Raw genomic sequence first — 14,757 nt, forward strand, 5'->3', positions numbered from 1 at the left:
GTCAGCCCACGGCCGTCAGGGTGAGCACGCCGGTGTAGTCGCCGGCCGGCGTGGTCAGCGGGATGCGCAGGCCGAGGCCGGCGTCCACGGCCACCGCCCCCGGGGCGTGACCCGCCGGGGCCGAGGCCAGGGTGCGGCTCTCGGTGAGGGCCGTGCCGACGCCCGGTGGGACGGCCGCTCCGGCGACGGCGCCGCCCGCGTTCGCGCTGACCGCGGGCGTCCAGCCGAGGGCGGAGCCCGAGAACGTGCGCTCCCCGGCCACGAAGTCGCCCACCCGGCCGTTGATCGACCACGCGGGTGTGCCGGCGCGGGTGTCGGTCACGGTGACCTGGCGCAGCGCGCCGGACGCGGTGAACGCCCCCTCCCCCTGGGCGGCGGTGCCGAGGCTCACCGCGCCGGCTCCGCTGATGGTCCACTCGAACGATCCCGGCTCCTCGGGCTGCTCAGCCTCGGGGACCGTGACGTCGATCGGAACGTCGCCGGGGTTCGCGAACGTGACCGGGACGTAGAGCTCCTGCCCGGCGTTGACGGGTCCGCCGGCCGCGTACACGTAGACGCCGTAGTTGCCCTCGGCGGTGTCGGCGGCGCTCACCTGCAGCGTGGTGGTGAAGGTTCCGTCGGGGTTCAGCAGCACGTACGGGACCTGGCCGCCCTGCTCGGTGAACGACGGGTCGGGCAGCACCCACTTCTGGTCGATGACCTTGCGGGCCGACGCCGCCACGCCCTCGGACGGCCGCCAGGCCGCCGGGAACGCGCCGAAGACGACGTACACGCCGGTCGGCTTGCCCGCCAGCGGCGGGCGCGTCCCGACGTTGGCGGCCGGGTCGAAGCCCGATCCCGTCACGGTGACGGTCGTGGTGGCCTCGGGGTCGAGGCCGGTGGCCTGGGACAGTGTGACGCTCGGCGTCCAGGCCGTCGGCGCGGGCGCGAGGGCGCCCGACACGCTCAGGTCGTCGAGGAGCTCCCCCGCCCCGTACAGCGGCAGCGCGGCGGCGCCGTCCTCGGTCAGCCGCACACCGGTCAGGGCGACGGACACGGTGTCAGCGGAGAGCGTGACGTCCGCGTCGTCGGCGACGGCGAGAGTGACGTCCTCACCGCCGTAGGTGCCCGCATGCCACTCGCCGAAGTCGCCCGTCACGACCGCCTGGACGTCGGCGACGACGCTCGCGACGCCGCCGCTGACGCGCACGCCGACGTTCTCGACCGTGATGTCGAAGAAGTGCGACGGGAAGTGGTAGGCGATTGCGCCGGTGGTCTCGACGGTGAGGTCGTCGGCCGAGGCGACCGTCCCGCCGCTGACGGGCAGCAGGTAGGGCAGGGTCTCGTTGGGGGTGGCCTGGTTCGACGTCGAGGCGGGCGCCGCGTCGAGGTCGAACGCGGCCGGCGGCGCGAGGGTGATGCGCTGCCCGTACGGCAGCGCGCCGATCGGGGGCAGGGCGGCGGTCTGGTTGCCGACGTAGGAGCGGAAGCTCTGCTTGAAGCCCCAGGCCAGGTCACCGCTCTCGGCGGCGACGGCCTGGCCTCCGTCGGCGTGCGCCGGGCCGGCGAGCGCGACGACGCCGGCGCCGAGTCCGACGGCGAGCGTCGCGACGCCCGCGCCCAGTCGGCGCCTGGCAGTGCTGAGGTGTCTCATGGCGTTCCCTTCACAGTGGTGCGTGGTGTGGTGCGTGGCATGCCGGTGACCGGGCGCGGATCACCGACTGAAGGGCAGGACGAGCCAGCCCTTGCGGAAGCCGGCCACGGCCGTGGACGCTGCGAGCAACAGCACGGTCGACAGGACGGCGAGGGTTTGACGGGTGTCGTCGGCGGTCAGGAGCCCGGGGACGAGCCCCGGCTCGGCGGCGCCGAGGGTGACGGCCGCGATGGCGGGCAGCGCCGTGGCGTCCGCGAGCCCCGGGGCGCCGAGCCCCGCGCTCGCGACACCCGCGCTCGCGACACCCGGTCGCGCGCCGCTCGGCGCGGGGACGCTCGGGCGTTGGTCGGCGATCGCGGTGATCGCGGGCTGGGCGGGCGGCGCGGCGAGGACCGGGACCGCCGGCGGCGCCCCGCCGACGGAGCGGTCGGCGTCGAAGGAGACCACGACGTCGGCGGCTCGCTTGTACGGGTCGCGCGCGCCGCCGGAGCTGTACCAGAACGAGCTTTGCCCGGCGCGGATCTGGAAGTCGACGAAGTTCTGGGGGAACGATCCCCAGCACACACCCGCGGCGTCGGATCGCTCCTGCTGCGTGGCGTCCGCGGGCAGGGTCAGGGCGACGCCGCAGTAGTCGGCGGCGATTCGCCCGCCGTCGTCGCCGAGCGGGCGGGTGCGCGTGAATGACGCGAGGGTGACCGTCGTCGGGGGCAGCGGCGCCCAGAGGGTGGAGTCGTCGCGGTCGGCGGCGAACCCGCCGGCGGTGGCGGTGAGCGTCCCGGCGCCGTCGGCGTCGAGGTGCAGCACGGGGTCGGTGGCCCACCAGTAGGTCATGCCGCCGTAGAAGACGACCGTGAACGATCCGGTCCAGGCGATGTCGACGGCGCCGTCGGCGGTGCGGACGCCCGTGCCGCCTGTGACGACCACCTCGGCGCCCGAGACCCTTCCGCGCAGGTCCACGGGGAGTCCGTCCGGGGCGGTGCAGCGATCGGCCCACGTGGCCGGGACGGTGCGGGCGTCCGCTCCGGCGCCGACGGTCCGCTCGACGCGCACGCTCCCGTCGACGGCGCGGTAGAGGTCCTGGCGGTCGTCCGACCACGGTGTGCCGCCACCCGCGTTCCCGTCGGCGCCAGGGCGCCCGGCCATGAGGAAGTTGCAGCCGCCGAAGAACGCGGCCGATCCAGCCTCGGCGTTGACCGCCCAGCGCAGCTCGGCGTTGGTCAGGGTCCTCGCTCCCGGCTCAACGGCCGTGGCCGGGACGGTCACGGTGATGGGGATCGTGCCCTGGGAGGCGGGCTCGTCGGCGGGGTGGATGCCGAGCGTGGTGTCGTCGTCGCCGGCGAACGCGGGACCGGCCGTGAGCGGCGCCACGGCCAGGAGGGCGAGCAGCATCATCCCCGCACGCAGCCAGGAGGTGCGCCGCCTCATGCCCGTGCCTCCAGGGCCTGCGTGGACGGCGCCGCCTCCGCCTGCGCAGGCGGCGCGGCCGGTGAGCGTCGGTGACGCCGTGCGGCCCGCGCCCGCCGGATCGCGGTGGCGGCCGACGCGGCGACGACGGCGAGCAGCACCAGGGCGGCGACGGCGACGGCGGTCTCGGCCGGGGTGTAGCCGCCGGGCAGCCCCGAGCCGGCCGGCGCGGCCGCGGCCGCCTGGGCCTCGGCGGCGGTGGCGTCGGCCGGATCGCGGCGCACGGTCAGCTCGGCCTGCGGGCGCTGCCCTGAGGACGCCCCGACGACGGTCAGGAGGTGGGCGCCCACGCGCAGGGTGGACGGAAGCTCCATGAGCCCGGCGACCTCGCCGTGGCCGCCGGCCGTCAGCGGCCCGACGGCGACCGCGCCGTCGTCGAGCGTGGCGACGACCTGCTCGCCGGGCGTCATGCCCTGGACGGTGAACGCCAGGACGTGTCCCGCCACCGCCGTCGTCCGGTCGACGCCGAGGGTCGCGGGCCCCGGCGCAGTGGGCGCGGGATCGGTGAGCCCTTGGCCCGCACCGCCGGGCACGATGGCGGCCGGGGACGGGGAGGGGCCCTCCGGGGCGGGCTCCGCGCCCGGGCCCACCCCGGAGGGGGTCGTGCTCGCGCCGGGGCCGAAGGCCACCGGCGTGAAGGTCTCGTTGGCGGCGTTGACCACGCCGTGCGCGCCGATGGTGATCACACCGCACTGCACCTGGGTGCAGTCGACGTCGACGGGCGCGCCGTCGCGGTCGGTGGTCGCAAAGCGCGGGCCGGGCACGGCCAGCGTGGTCGACCACGTGCCGTCGGCGGCGATCGTGCCGCCGTTGGCCTGCGCCTCGGTGTCCGACCCGGGGAAGGCGACGAACCGGAAGTGGCCGGCGTTGTCGGCCTCCTGCGTGTCGGGGACGTAGCGGTAGTCAGAGCCCGTCGAGCCGCCGCGACTGGGACGCCACGACCCGCCCGACGGGTCCGACACCCACCCGAACAGCACGTAGATGCCGCCGTAGCCGTGCGGCACGGATTGGAACCCGTGCCCGCTGACCTGCAGCGTCGTCGGCCCGTCGGCCGATGCCTGGGCCTGGCCGTCCGCGCCGGTCACGCTCACCTGGGGCGCGGCCTGGGCGGCGGGCGCGACCGCGATCAGCGCGCCGAGCGCGAGCGCTGTGGCGGTCAGAGGGGCGGCGAGCCGTCCGGCTGGCCTCATGCGCGGACCTCCATCTCAGTCAGGGGCGTCGCGGGCGCGGGCTCGCCGCCACGGCGGGGCAGCACCAGCGGCCCGCCCGTGCGCGGATGCGCCACGACGTCGATCGGGTGGGCGTAGACGCGCGTCAGCAGCTCGCTGGTCAGCACCTGGTCGGGGGCGCCGAGCCCGGCGACCCGGCCGCGGTCGAGCACCAGCACGCGGTCGGCCCACGCCGCGGCGAGGGCGAGGTCGTGCAACACCGCGACGACGGCGTCGCCGGCGCGGGCGCGGGCACGGGCCTGGGCGAGGACGCGCTCCTGGTGGCGCACGTCAAGGGCGGCGGTGGGCTCGTCGAGCAGCAGCAGAGCGGGCTCCTGGGCGAGGACGCGGGCGAGGGACGCACGCGCCCTCTCCCCGCCGGACAGCGTGGGGTAGGTGCGCGCGGCCAGGTGCGCGACGTCCGCGGCCTCAAGCGCCGCCGCGACCACCCGCTCGTCGTCGTCCTGCGCCGGGTCGCCGCGCCAGGGGGCGCGCCCCATGCGGACGACGTCGACGACGCGGAACGGGAAGCTGAGGTGGTTCTCCTGGAGCAGCACGCCCCGCAACCGGGCGAGCTCGGCGGGGCGGACCGCCGCGAGCGGGGTGCCCGTCCAGGTGACGGTTCCGGCGTCGGGCACGCGGTCGCCGGCGACGACGGCCAGCAGGGTCGACTTCCCGGCGCCGTTGGGCCCGACGACGGCGAGCACCTCGCCGGCGTCGACGTCGAGGTCGACGCCGTCGAGCAGTGTGGCGTCGCCGGCGCGCACCGTGGCGCCGCGGGCGCGCAGCAGCGCGGCGGTCATGCCCAACCCCCGGCCTGCCGACGGGTGCGGCGCAGGAGCCAGAAGAAGAACGGCCCGCCGACCAGCGCGGTGAGCATGCCGATGGGCAGGTCGGCGTAGGCGACGGCGGTGCGGGCGACCAGGTCGGCCGCGAGCAGCAGCACGGCGCCGCCGAGGGCGCTGGCGGGCACGAGCACGCGGTGCGCGGGACCCACGGCCATGCGGACCAGGTGCGGGACGACGAGGCCGACGAACGCGATGATCCCGCAGAACGCGACGGCGGCGGCGGTCAGCAGGGCGACGGCGAGGATGGCCACGATCCGCAGCCGCTCGACGTCGACGCCGACGTGGCGCGCGGACCGCTCGCCGAGGGAGAGCAGGTCGAGCCGGGGCGCACGGGCCACGCCGATGGCGATGCCCACGGCCACCAACGGCGCGACGATCGCGACGTGCGCCCAGCGCGTCCCGTTGAGCGAGCCGAGCTGCCAGAAGACGATCTGCTCACGTGCCTGGGTGTCGGCGAGGAAGGTGAGCAGGGCGATGAGGGCTCCGCACACGGCGTTGACCGCGACGCCGGTCAGCACGAGCGTGACGACCTCGGTGCGCCCGCCCGACCGCGCTAGCGCGTAGACGAGGAACGTGGCGACGAGCCCGCCCCCGAACGCGGCCACCGCCGTCGTCCACGGCCCGAAGGCCTGGAGCCCGAAAACGATCGTCGCCGACGCCGCGACCGCGGCGCCCGAGGAGACGCCGACGACGCCAGGCTCAGCGAGCGGGTTGCCGAACACGCCCTGCATGAGCGCGCCCGCGGTCGCCAGCGCGGCGCCGACGAGCGCGGCCATGGCCACGCGGGGAAAGCGGATGGTCCACAGTGCGGCGTCACCATTGGGGTGGGACGGCAGCGGTCCGACGTCGAGGCCCAGGCGGTGCAGCACGGACCCGACCACCTCGGCGGGCGCCACGTGGAGCTGACCCGACCCGGCGGCGACGACGGCGAGCACCAGGAGCGCGAGCGCCAGCGTGACGAACAGCGCGGTGACGCGGCCCGACCGCGCGGGCGGGAGCGCGGTGGGCTCCATGGTGGCGGGGGCGGCGGCGTGCGCCGACAGCAGGCGCGTCATGAGAGCGTCTGCGGGGCGTACAGGGCGCGCGCGAGCGCGTCGAGCACCCCGGCGCTGGCGGGGCCGAACGCGAGGATCTGCGTGTCGTCCATCGCGACGATGCGGCGGTGCCGCCCCGCGGGGGTCTGCGCGATCGCGGGCAGCCGCTCGAGCAGGCCGTCCACCCCGCCGACGGAGTCCAGGCCACCGGTCATCATGAGCAGCACGTCGGGCTGCGCGGACACCAGGCCCTCGTCGTTGACCGGACGCATGCCGGTCCAGCCGATCTCGGTCGCGACGTCGCTCGCGCCAAGGCTCGCGATCAGCGAGTCGGCCCCGGAGCCCTGGCCGAACAGGTAGTACACACCGGCCTGGCCGCGCACATAGAGGAACGCGACGCGCAGCCTTTTCGCCGGGTCCGCCGGAGCGAGCCTGGCCACCTGGGCGCTCACCGCGTCAACGTCCCGTTGCGTGCGCTGCGCCAGCGCCGCGCCCTGCTCGGGCACGCCGAGCGCGTCGGCGACCGCGGTGATCAGCGCTCCGGAGGTCTCCAGGCTGCGGTGCGAGTCGAGCACGACGACGGGGATGCCGGCGTCGCGCATCTGGAGGATCACGTCCCACGGCCCGAGAGTCGTGTCCGTGAGGATCACCGACGGCGCCACCTCGAGGATGGCCTCGGCCGACAGCTCGTGGCCATGGGAGGTGACCAGAGGGCGGTCGGCGATCTCGTCGAAGGCCGAGGACGTGTCCCGGCCCACGACGTGCTCGCCGAGCCCGAGCTCGAACACGATCCGCGACAGGGACCCGTACAGGTCGAGCGCGAGGATCCGCGACGTGTCGGTCACGGTCACGGTGGCGCCCTGGGCGTCGGTGACCGTGGCGGGCAGCGCGGGCGCGGGCTCGACCGCCACGGGATGGATGCCGTCGTCCGGCGCCGTCGCGTCCACCTCGCCCTCCCATGTGCGCGGGTCGGCCAACGGCTGGACGTCGGCCAGCGGCGTCCTCGCCGCGCCACCCGCGGTGTGCGCAGAGGTTCCGGGGACGATGCCGCATGCCGCGAGCAGTGCGGCGGTCACCAGCGCGGCGAGCGCTGCGGTCACGGGGGCAGTCGGCCTGGTGGCGCGGCGCGGCGACGGCGTCGGACGGGGGTCCGGGCGCATGGAGGCACTCCTCACAGGGGCGGCGGTGGCGGCCGCGAAACGAACGAAGCGGGCTCAACTTAGGTGAGGCACACCTAACTTGCCAACCTCGGGGCAAGAAGAGGCCCCGGATTCACCCGCGGGATCAGGACTCCCGCAGGATCAGGGGTGCAGCGCGCCCAACTCGGCGAACATCGCGCGATTGAGCTGGAACGCCCTCCGCGCCTCGGCGACGGCGCGGGCAGCCTCCGCGCTGTCGAGCCCCAGGCCGTCAAGGCGCTCGCGGTAGACGTCCTTGAACGGCTTCGCCTTGGGAATCTGGGGGAAGTCGTAGAACTCCAGACCGGCGGCTCCCATGCCGTAGTGGCGCTGCATCATCCGCTTGATCACCTGGCCGCCCGACAGGTCGCCCAGATAGCGCGTGTACGCGTGCGCGGCGTACTCCGGAAGCCTCGTGGCGGTCTCCCGCAGCCGGGCGGCATACCGCTCGACGCTGGGCAGCGCCCGCACCTGCGAGCGCCAGCCGGGACCGTAGAGGTGCTCCAGGTCCCGCTCGATCGACGGGACGCGCGCGAGCTCGGCGAACACCAGCGAGCCGCCGCGGGCGTCCGCGGCGATCCGAGCGCTCGCCTCCTCCAGCGCGGCGTAGATCGTGTGCTGCTGCGCGGCGAGGCTCGCGTAGGCGCGCACGTCCAACTCGCCGGCCAAGAGGCGGGTCACAAAGCCTTGCGACTCCGCCTCCTGGTGCTCAGCGCGGGTTCCCTCGCGCAGCAGGTCCGACAGAAGCGGGGGTGCGACGGGCGCGACGGTCACAGCGACCTCCAGGGAGACGTGCCGGAACGTCCTGACGACCCGTCAGGACTCGGCGAAACCGTACCAGACTCACTAAGGTATGCCTCACCTAATGTTCGCAACACTCCGAGTGCTCCGCAGCCCTCACGCCCCGCCGCCAGCGGCCGCACCCCACGGCGCCCGCGCCAACGGGCTTCGCGCGCTTGGCACACTATTTCTCGGTGTCTACGTGGCGGGCCTCCCCTTCGAACCGTTGGCGTTCGACGACTGCGGACCCGGGCCGCGGCATGTGATGCTGGACATGACGGGCTGCCGCCCGGACTTGGAGGACGCATGAGCGACGCGCAGCGCACGGGCCTGCCCTGGGTGTGGGGCGCCACACCCGCCGACGTCGACGCGCCCTACGGGTGCGACCGGCTCGCGGCTTCGACGCAGGCGCGGCTGCTTCGGGCTGTGGCGGTCGACGCGGACCCCGAGGTCGTCTTCGCTTGGCTGGGAAACCTCCGGGTCGCCCCGTACAGCTACGACTGGCTCGACAACTTCGGCCGCCGGTCGCCGCGCACCGTGGCTGCCCACCTCGGGCCGTTCGCGCCGGGCCAGCGAGTCATGCGCGTCTTCGACACCATCGACGTCATCCCTGGATCAGAGATCACGATCCGGACGCGGACGGGGACCGCGAAGCGCCTCTTCGGCGACGTGCTCGTCACCTACCGCGTTGTCGGGGCCGGCCCCGGACGGTCGCGGATCGTGGTCGCCGCCCGACTCGGCGACTGCGGCGGCGTGCGCGGGGCGGCGCGCAGGCTCGTTCTCGGCTGGGGTGACCTGCTCATGATCCGCAAGCAACTCCTCACGCTGCGGCGGCTGGCGGAGACGGACGGCGGACGCCACGCGCGCGGTCGGACCACCCGAACGCAGGTCCGGTAGCGCCTGCGCACCCACACAAATGCCCCCGGCGACACCACCCGCTGCCCCGCACCGGGCCGCCTCACCGCTCAGACCTCGCGACGACGTCGTCCGGCGACAGCGTGCCGAGTACACCGAGATCTGGCTGCGTGGTGAACGCCCCGAAGGCCACGTTCGGCCCGGGGTCGCACGGGCCGTCCCCAGGCCCGTAATCCGCCCGGAAGCTCTCGACAAGCCACCGCCCGTCCTGCTGGACGAGCTCGTAGGTGTCGTACTCGAACTCCCCCGAGTCCCGCGACTTCTCGGCCACGGCGGACTCATCGTCGTCCCAGGTCCACCGGGTCGGCAGACGAGAGCACATGATCACTTCGTCGCCGTCGTGATCGATGGCGACGAGCGTCATGTCGTTCGGCCCCTCCCACAGGGAGAACCTGCCCGACTCAATGTCCCGGCGGGCCCGGTGGGCCTTGACGTCGATCCACTCGGACGTCGCCACCTGCGCCAACCGCGGATCCGTGAAGTTCAACTCGTTGTTCGACGCCTTGACCAAGATGTCATACCGGCGCACCGCCACCACCCGCGGATCATCCTCATCCGGCCCGGACGGCTGGTTCCCGTCCACCCACGCCACCTCGTCATGAAGCGTCGCCGCCGGCTCCGCCTCCGGCCCGGCGCACCCACCCACCACGACAAGCGACAACACCCCCACCGACACCACCCGCTGCCCCGCACCCGGCCGCCTCACCGCTCCCCCCGCTCCGCCTCGCGCGCCCAGTTGCCGAACCCGTCGTCGTAGCCGTCGATCAGGCCGTTCACATACTCGAGGGTGTCCTCGGGCCGCCCCATGACGCCGTGCGCCACATAGGTGTCGATGATCGTCGTCAGACGCTCACGCATGATGGCCTCGCGCGCGTCCTCGCCACCGCGCTCCGCAGCGAGCGCCTCGTTGTACTCCGTCGCCCAACTGTCGCCCAGAGCTTCGGCGAACCACCCGGCGGCCTCCCCCGCGGTGTAACCACCGAGCGTCCCACCCGGCACCGGAACGAGGCCGACCAACGACGAGACGTCGCCAAGGGTGTCACGCAACTGCTGATCGTGTGCCGCCCCGGTGGCGAGGTGAGACCCCACCGGCGCACCCTCCAGCGCCGCCTGCGTGCCCAGCACGCGCTCGATCGCCTCCCCGCCGCTCAGCGGCGAGTCCGGGGACGCCGCGTACGCCACCACCGACTCCTGATACTCCGACGTCGCCACGGCAAGGACGCGGTGCCCGCTCTCGTCATACGCCGCCACCCCGTAGAGGTCGGCCACCCAGTCCTGCTCCGCGTTGACCAGCCAGACGTCCGGACCGCCAAGGATCCCCGCCTCCAGGAGCCCACCCTCCTTGGAGTTGTGGGTCATCGGGTACTCGGCCAGCTGCGGAATCTGCTGGGCGATCGCCGTGGCGAGGGCCACCGAGCCGGCCGCAGACAGGTTGTCGGGCACGAGCTGCTCGTTGCCGCTCAGCAGCTCGAACACCCGGGTCGACAGCGCCGCGACCGACCGCCGGACGTCGGGGTCGCCGCCGTGCGGATCGAGCAGGGAACCGGTCGCCTGCTGCGCGCCGGCCCACAACGCGCTCGGGCCTTCGAAGCCGTCACCGGTGGTCTGGGCCGACCAGTCGCGCTCGCCGAACCAGTAGTCCGCCCTGGACACGCCAATCTCGCCGTCACCGTAGGGATCGGCCCCGGTGTCAGTGAGCCACGCGAGCGCCTCGTCCGGGTGCTGCCCGAGCGTCTGCAACACCCGGCCCGCGAGGTCGTCGACCCGAAGCCCTGCCTCCTCGTCCTCGAGGAAGGCCAGGATGCGCCCGCCCGCCATGGGCGTCGTGTCGCGCCACGGCATCCCGTGTCCCATGGAGTTCGGGTCGCGCTCGCGCCGGTCGACCAGGTCCGCCATCGCCACCGTCAGCGTGGCGCCCAGCGGAGCCCCCGCCGCGTCGCCGAACAGGAACCCTGTCGCCGAGGGCGCGGCGCCGCCGTCCACCATCCCCATCGCGAACCGCGACGCCGTGGACTGCGTCCACCGCGACGAACCGTTGCCCAGCCCCGACCGGATGGCCTGCGCCAACCCCAGCGCCAGCGCGGGCGCGAAGTTCGCCTCGACCACCCCGTGCCCGAGCTCGTCGATGAGTCGCGTCGTGCCGCCACCGCCGAGCTGGAGGAACACACGAGCCATGACGTGGTGGTCGGTCCCCCACGCGCCGAAAAGAGTGGTCAGGTCGCGCACGTCCTGCTCGCTGCCGTCACCTGCAGCAATCGTGGCGGCAAGAGCAAAGATCGCCGCGCCGACCCCGTCGGCGTCGAGGTCCTCGACGCAGTTCACCCCGACATGCAGCAACGCCGTGCGCAGGTCGCCCCAACCCGCGGGCTCCCCCACGCGGAGCGCGTCGCACAAGGCGGCGTCGATCTCGCGCCGCTCCTGGTGCAGGTCACGCAGCGCACCCCACGCCTCCTCCTGCGCCCGCACGGCCTCCTCATGCAACTCCTGCCGGATCCGGTCACGCGCGTCATCGTCCGCGGCGCACCAGGCCCCGATGTAGTCCGAGCTCCAATAGAGACGTCGCAGCTCCTCCTCCGCGGCGTCCAGCTTGTCCCGTTGCGGCTGCGCCCGTGTCGCGAGGCCCTCGACGCCGGTGACGTACGCCGACAGTGCCGGGCGGAGGTTCGAGAGCCGTGCGCAGGCCGCGTCGAGACGGGCGCGCGGCTCCGCGAGTGACGTCCGCCACGCCGACCCGGCGTCGCCGTCCCACGCCGACTCATCGAGGCCGGCGAGAGCCTGCGCGAGGACCGTCACGGTGGTCTCCAACTCCGTGTGACGAGCGCTCAGGTGCGCGTCGTACTCGGTGATCAGCGCCAGGTCGCCCTCGTCCGGACGACGATCGGTGTGATACGTCATCGCGCCGCTCGGGCGAGGGCAGCGTCCGCAGCCTCGAGGTCGGCCGCAGCGGTGTTGGCCACCTCGCCCGCGGCGACGACCTGAGCCTGGACCGCGGCCAGCTCGACGGCCACCGACATCGCGAACTCCAGCACCGCGCGCTCGACGCCCTGGCTGCCGCAGCCCGTCACGTCGTCGCGCACGCTCGTCGACATGGCGTACCCGTGGCTCACGAGCCTGCTGCCCATCTCCGTCATCGCCGCCGTGTCCGCGGTCAGCCGTCCACGCATCGCTCCCCCATTCCCTGCCGACCTGCCCCGAGGGCACGGGTCCCATCGCCCCGTGCCGTGCCGGGCGACACGCTAATGCGGCGCCGGGGAAGCAGCGATGGGGAGCGCTCCCCATCGCCGCGTCCACGCGCGGGCACGTCGACCGGGACATGCGTGCGCGCGCGTCGTACGTCCACCGTGGTCGAGCGCCCTCAGACCGCCGTCCGGGTCGCGCATCTCGATCAGCGCCCGCGTCGCACTGCGGCGTGAATCTCCCCCTCGGCGACGCGCACCACCGGCTTCAGGGCGTCGGTCGCGGTGTGCGCGCCGACTGGCCCATCGAGTGACGTCGCTGGCAGGATTCCGTTCGTGTCCGCCACCCGTCCGTTGCTCGTGTTGATCGGGCCAGCCGCGACCGGAAAGTCAACCGTGGGCGCTGTCGTGGCCGAACGGCTTCGCACAACCTTCGTGGACCTCGATGCCGTCGGGGAGCCGTTCTACCGCGAGGTCGGCTGGAGTTTGGCGCGGCTGGTCGAGCGAGTCCGGGCCGTCGGCCGGGTCGCGGCCGAACGCGAGTGGGAGTCCGCTCGGGCCCACGCGGTCGCACGGGCGATGGCCACGAGCCCTGGCGCCGTCGTCGCGCTCGGGGCGGGCCACGCCAGCTACACCGACCCCCAGCACGCCACGACCGTGCGGAACGCGCTGGCCGGTGACGGCCGCGTCGTTCTGCTGCTCCCGTCGCTCGACCGCTACGAGGCGCTCACTCAGCTCAGACAACGTTCGCTGTCGGACAAGGGCACCGACTGGGTGCGCGACGGTCACGACTTCCTCGCGCAGTGGTACGACGAGGAGTTCATGCGGGAGATCGCGACCGACGTCGTCGTATCTGGAGGCAGGGCGCCCGCGGCGACTGCCGACGACGTCCTCACGCTCATCCAGACCGGCTGAGCATGGGTGGCGGTGGGTCCTGTGCCGATCGCGTCCAGCTCCGCGGCTGAGCCAACCTGAGCCAACCAACCGCGCCAGCCCACCGCGCCGACGGGCGGGATGGATGAGGACGGCCGGTGCGAGAGCGGCACGCGAGCATCCGTCTCGGTGAGTTCCCTGCGCGCGCCGCCCGGTAGAGCCACGCAAGCGCGTGGGATCGCAGAATGCTCGGCGCGACAAGCGAGTGCTCGGTGCGCTCCCTCGCCCAGGACGACGAGGTCGTCGCCGGAACACGGTTGCTGTCGCCACACGGCGGCCTGACGCAGCCATGCCGGTCGCAGTGGTCGGACGCAGCGCCGCGGACAAGCGGCCACCGGCGGGCCGGTCGGGGCTCGCCGCGCACGCTCGGACTGTTGTTGCGCCGCTCGTGCCTCAGGCGACAGACACGGAGAGCGCGATCGCGTCGAGGTCGGGCAGGAGCGCGTCCACGAGGTCCACGTCGAACCCGGACGCCATGAGCACGACGTCGTGCTCCCCGTGCCGGAACGCGTAGTTCACGAGCTGCGCGACCGGACGGGACCCGTCGTCGGGGGCGGCCGTTTGGTCCGGCGCCTCGACGAACCGGATCGCCCGGACGCCGGTGCCGAGGTGCGTGGACACGAACGCCGTCACGTCGGGCGGGACGATCGTCGTCGTGCCGTCGACCGCGACGAGGTCAGTGACCTCGGCCGCGTCGGGGAACCGCGGTCCGGCGAACAGCGACGCCCAGAACGCCGTCGGACGCTCGGGGGTTCCCACGAGCGTCCACAACCGCCACTCACCGTCGTCCTGCTGCTCGTCGACGGCGACCAGCAGCGCCGCGACGTGCGCGACGGTCGGCTGGTCCCAACTGTGGTCCGCGCCGACGTCGGTGGCGATGCGCCACGCCCACTGCTCCCGCGTGGCGAAGGCCCCCCACGGCCACTGCCCGGGCGCGAGGAACCAGTCGCCCGGGAACACGTCCGGGTCGAACGTCACCTCGGGGCGATCGGCGTCAGGCTTGGTCGTCACGGGTGTTCTCCCAGGTCAGCGTGGACAGCATGGTGTCGACGAGCGTGGTCATCGCCTCGGTGAGCGGGCGGTAGGCCGGGACCGCCTGACCGCAGACGACCAGGCTCGCCAGGAACGTCTGGCCGGCGCGCTCGGGGACCGGCCAGGTGTAAATGACGCGGCGCAGTTGCCGTACCGGCTCGTCGGCGACCTCCTCCATGCTGGGCTCCGGGCTGCCCGCCGGGTCGGGGAGGTCGATCAGCTCGGTGATCTCGCGCCGGGCCTGCCCGGCGAACGTCGGCATCGGCGCGCCGACCGTCAGGTCGGGCGGCGCCTCGTGCACGCTCGTGACGACGCCGGCGGACAGCGGCATGGGCCACGGCACGGAGGCTGGAAGCAGCAGGTCGAGCCCGCCGGACTCGCGCGCGTGGGCCGCGATCCGTTCCAACGTCAGGCGCATCGTGCGGCGGGCGCGCACGGTCAGGTCGCGCTTCTTCGGGTCGAACAGCGCGTCGACCTGGCGCCGGATCGCCTGCTCGGCGCCCTCGCGCACCGGCACGAGGACCCAGGTGGGCGGCAGCACGACGCGGTAGCGCAC

The 14,757-nt window shown here is 74.0% G+C and carries 14 protein-coding genes; 2 read left to right on the plus strand and 12 right to left on the minus strand.

Features of this window, described 5'->3' with window-relative positions; translation table 11 throughout:
* Position 1: 1 nt before the first annotated feature.
* The 7 genes from EV386_RS06495 to EV386_RS06525 form a co-directional block, all read right to left on the minus strand.
* A complete protein-coding gene (locus EV386_RS06495; protein ID WP_130413412.1) occupies positions 2–1,633 on the minus strand; it encodes an HtaA domain-containing protein in 1,632 nt (543 codons plus the stop codon).
* A gap of 60 nt (positions 1,634–1,693) precedes the next feature.
* A complete protein-coding gene (locus EV386_RS06500; protein ID WP_130413414.1) occupies positions 1,694–3,058 on the minus strand; it encodes a hypothetical protein in 1,365 nt (454 codons plus the stop codon).
* The gene (locus EV386_RS06505) at positions 3,055–4,287 is read right to left on the minus strand and encodes a hypothetical protein (protein WP_130413416.1); all 1,233 of its coding nucleotides are present in this window, start codon (positions 4,285–4,287) and stop codon (positions 3,055–3,057) included. Before EV386_RS06505 ends, EV386_RS06500 begins: the two co-directional genes overlap by 4 nt.
* The gene (locus EV386_RS06510; RefSeq protein ID WP_130413418.1) at positions 4,284–5,108 is read right to left on the minus strand and encodes a heme ABC transporter ATP-binding protein; all 825 of its coding nucleotides are present in this window, start codon (positions 5,106–5,108) and stop codon (positions 4,284–4,286) included. The genes EV386_RS06505 and EV386_RS06510 overlap by 4 nt, the downstream gene beginning before the upstream one ends.
* Entirely contained in the window at positions 5,105–6,208 is a 1,104-nt protein-coding gene (locus EV386_RS06515; protein WP_130413420.1) for a FecCD family ABC transporter permease, read from the minus strand. Before EV386_RS06515 ends, EV386_RS06510 begins: the two co-directional genes overlap by 4 nt.
* Positions 6,205–7,287, minus strand: coding sequence for a heme/hemin ABC transporter substrate-binding protein (locus EV386_RS06520; RefSeq protein WP_341272805.1), 1,083 nt, complete (start codon positions 7,285–7,287; stop codon positions 6,205–6,207). Before EV386_RS06520 ends, EV386_RS06515 begins: the two co-directional genes overlap by 4 nt.
* 201 nt (positions 7,288–7,488) lie before the next feature.
* On the minus strand, positions 7,489–8,139 hold the full coding sequence (locus EV386_RS06525; RefSeq protein WP_130413424.1) for a biliverdin-producing heme oxygenase: 651 nt from the start codon (positions 8,137–8,139) through the stop codon (positions 7,489–7,491).
* A 312-nt stretch (positions 8,140–8,451) separates the two neighbouring features.
* Here EV386_RS06525 and EV386_RS06530 point away from each other — a divergent pair, with 312 nt between their 5' ends.
* Positions 8,452–9,042, plus strand: a complete 591-nt coding sequence (locus tag EV386_RS06530; protein ID WP_130413426.1) for an SRPBCC family protein — start codon at positions 8,452–8,454, stop codon at positions 9,040–9,042.
* 61 nt (positions 9,043–9,103) lie between these two features.
* On the opposite strand, the gene EV386_RS06535 is transcribed toward EV386_RS06530, so the two are convergent.
* From EV386_RS06535 to EV386_RS06550, 3 genes are all read right to left on the minus strand, one after another.
* A complete protein-coding gene (locus EV386_RS06535) occupies positions 9,104–9,643 on the minus strand; it encodes a hypothetical protein (protein ID WP_130413428.1) in 540 nt (179 codons plus the stop codon).
* A 119-nt stretch (positions 9,644–9,762) separates the two neighbouring features.
* The gene (locus tag EV386_RS06545; protein ID WP_130413430.1) at positions 9,763–11,955 is read right to left on the minus strand and encodes a hypothetical protein; all 2,193 of its coding nucleotides are present in this window, start codon (positions 11,953–11,955) and stop codon (positions 9,763–9,765) included.
* Positions 11,952–12,224 (minus strand): hypothetical protein, encoded by a 273-nt coding sequence (locus tag EV386_RS06550; RefSeq protein ID WP_130413432.1) that lies wholly within the window; start codon positions 12,222–12,224, stop codon positions 11,952–11,954. Before EV386_RS06550 ends, EV386_RS06545 begins: the two co-directional genes overlap by 4 nt.
* 348 nt (positions 12,225–12,572) lie before the next feature.
* On the opposite strand from EV386_RS06550, the gene EV386_RS06555 reads away from it, so the two are divergent.
* Complete coding sequence (locus EV386_RS06555) at positions 12,573–13,151, plus strand: shikimate kinase (protein WP_165399863.1); 579 nt, start codon at positions 12,573–12,575, stop codon at positions 13,149–13,151.
* 411 nt (positions 13,152–13,562) lie between these two features.
* On the opposite strand, the gene EV386_RS06560 is transcribed toward EV386_RS06555, so the two are convergent.
* Both EV386_RS06560 and EV386_RS06565 read right to left on the minus strand, forming a co-directional pair.
* Positions 13,563–14,180, minus strand: coding sequence for a hypothetical protein (locus EV386_RS06560; protein WP_130413436.1), 618 nt, complete (start codon positions 14,178–14,180; stop codon positions 13,563–13,565).
* A complete protein-coding gene (locus tag EV386_RS06565; RefSeq protein ID WP_130413438.1) occupies positions 14,164–14,757 on the minus strand; it encodes a hypothetical protein in 594 nt (197 codons plus the stop codon). Before EV386_RS06565 ends, EV386_RS06560 begins: the two co-directional genes overlap by 17 nt.

Origin of the sequence: Xylanimonas ulmi, from assembly GCF_004216535.1 — a bacterium.
GTDB lineage: Bacteria > Actinomycetota > Actinomycetes > Actinomycetales > Cellulomonadaceae > Xylanimonas > Xylanimonas ulmi.